We start from the raw sequence: 2044 nt of genomic DNA, 5'->3' as shown, positions 1-2044 counted from the left end.
GTGCGCGTAGTCGTCGTAGACCTGCACCCCGGCGGCCTGGCCCTTGAACTCGAAACGCCGCCGCACTCCGCCGAACGCGGCGAGACCGTCCAGCAGCCCTTCCAGCTCGGCACCGAGTTCCAGCCCCGCGAGCATGGCGGCGACCGCGTTGCCCGCCATGTGCTCGCCCGGCACCGAAACCTGCACGTCCACGCGGTGCGCCGGGTGGTCCGGCCCGGCGTGCAGCTCGACGGTGGCGACCCCGGCGCCGTGCTCGGGGCGGTAGCCGACCAGGCGGGCGTCGCCGTGCCCGGTGACCGAATGCCCGTAGCGGCGGACCCGCAGCCCGGCGAGCTCGGCGCGTTCGGCCAGCGCCGCCGCGCCCGGGTCGTCGGCGTCGGCGATGAGCACTCCGCCGGGTTCGATGCGGCGCACGAACTCCTCGAAGACCTCGGTGTAGGCCTCCGCGGTGCCGTGGTGGTCGAGGTGGTCCGGTTCCACGTTGGTGACCACCGCGACCGACGGCGCGAACACCAGGAACGAGCCGTCGCTCTCGTCGGCTTCGGCGACGAACACGCCGCCTTCCCCGTGGTGCGCGTTCGCGCCGGAGTCGTTGAGGTCGCCGCCGATCGCGAACGACGGGTCCAGCCTGCAGTGCTGCAACGCCACGGTGAGCATCGAAGTCGTGGACGTCTTGCCGTGCGTGCCCGCCACGCAGGCCACCCGGTGATCGGCCATCAGCGCCGCGAGGGCTTCGGCGCGGCGCAGCACGGCGACTCCGCGCCGCTGCGCTTCGAGCAGCTCCGGGTTGTCCGGGCGGATCGCGGTGGAGACCACGATCGCCGTCGGGTCGCGGTCGAACTGGTCCAGGTTCTCCGCCCGGTGCCCCAGCGCCACGTGCGCGCCCTGCGCGCGCAGTGCCAGCACGGTGCGCGAGTCGCGCGCGTCGGAACCGGACACCTGGCGGCCGCGGGCCAGCAGGATGCGGGCGATGCCGCTCATCCCGGCGCCGCCGATGCCGACCAAGTGCACTCGGGACAGCAGGTCCTCGTCGGGTCGCTCGCTCACTGCCCGGCCACCTCCAGCACGATCCGGGCGAGGACCTGGTCGGCCTCGCGGTGACCGCTGCCCAGCGTCGCACGGCTCATCATCTGCAGCCGCTGCGGGTCGCGGGCCATCGGCAGCAGCTCACCGGCGACCTTGTCCGGGGTCATGTCCTCGTCCGAGACCAGCACCGCGCCCCCCGCGGAAACCACCGGCTGCGCGTTGAGCGCCTGCTCGCCGTTGCCGTGCGGCAGCGGCACGAACACCGCGGGCAGGCCGACCGCGGAAACCTCGGCGACGGTCATCGCGCCGGACCGGCACACCACCAGATCGGCAGCGGCGTAGGCGAGGTCCATGCGCTCCAGGTACGGCACGGCCACGTAGTTCGGGGCGCCCGGAACCTGTTGCACCGCAAGGGTGTTCTTCGGCCCGTGCGCGTGCAGCACGCCGATCCCGGCTCGCCCGAGCGCCTGCGCGGCGCCGGAGAACGCGGTGTTCAGCGTCTGCGCGCCCTGCGAACCGCCGAAGACCAGGATCGTCGGAGCGTGCGGGTGCAGCCCGAAGAACTGCCGCGCCTGCGCGCGCAGCGCCATCCGGTCCAGGCCCGTGATCGATTCGCGCAGCGGGATCCCGATCGGGCGGGCGCCCGCCAGGCCGCTGTCCGGGGTCGCCGAGAGCACCCGCTCGGCGTAGCGCGCGCCGATCTTGTTGGCGATTCCGGCGCGCGCGTTTGCTTCGTGCACCACGATCGGCGTCCGCCCGCGCGCGGCGAGGTAGGCGGGCAGCGAGACGTAGCCGCCGAAGCCGACGACGACGTCGGCCTGCACGCGCTCCAGGATCTCCTTGGTCTGGCGCACCGACTCGCGGACCTTCATCGGCAGCTTCAGCAGCTCGGTGCTGGGTTTGCGCGGCATCGGCACCGGCGGCACCAGCTCCAGCGGGTAGCCGCGGGCGGGAACCAGGCGGTTCTCCATGCCGCGTTCGGTGCCCAGCGCGGTGATTCGCGCGTCCGGGCGCGCGC

Annotated in this window: 2 protein-coding genes; both read right to left on the bottom strand. The window is 73.6% G+C overall.

The window, feature by feature from the left end:
• A partial coding sequence (gene murC, locus IJH84_RS22815) for a UDP-N-acetylmuramate--L-alanine ligase (protein WP_295148848.1) occupies positions 1 to 1047 on the bottom strand: 1047 nt, incomplete at its 3' end.
• On the bottom strand, positions 1044 to 2044 hold a 1001-nt coding region (gene murG, locus IJH84_RS22810), incomplete at its 5' end, for an undecaprenyldiphospho-muramoylpentapeptide beta-N-acetylglucosaminyltransferase (RefSeq protein ID WP_295148846.1). The genes murG and murC, both read right to left, overlap by 4 nt.

Origin of the sequence: Saccharopolyspora sp. (assembly GCF_017434145.1) — a bacterium.
Classification (GTDB): domain Bacteria; phylum Actinomycetota; class Actinomycetes; order Mycobacteriales; family Pseudonocardiaceae; genus Saccharopolyspora_C; species Saccharopolyspora_C galaxeae.
Note: the sequence above shows the minus strand (reverse complement) of the source record. Positions and strands in the feature narration are given on the sequence as shown.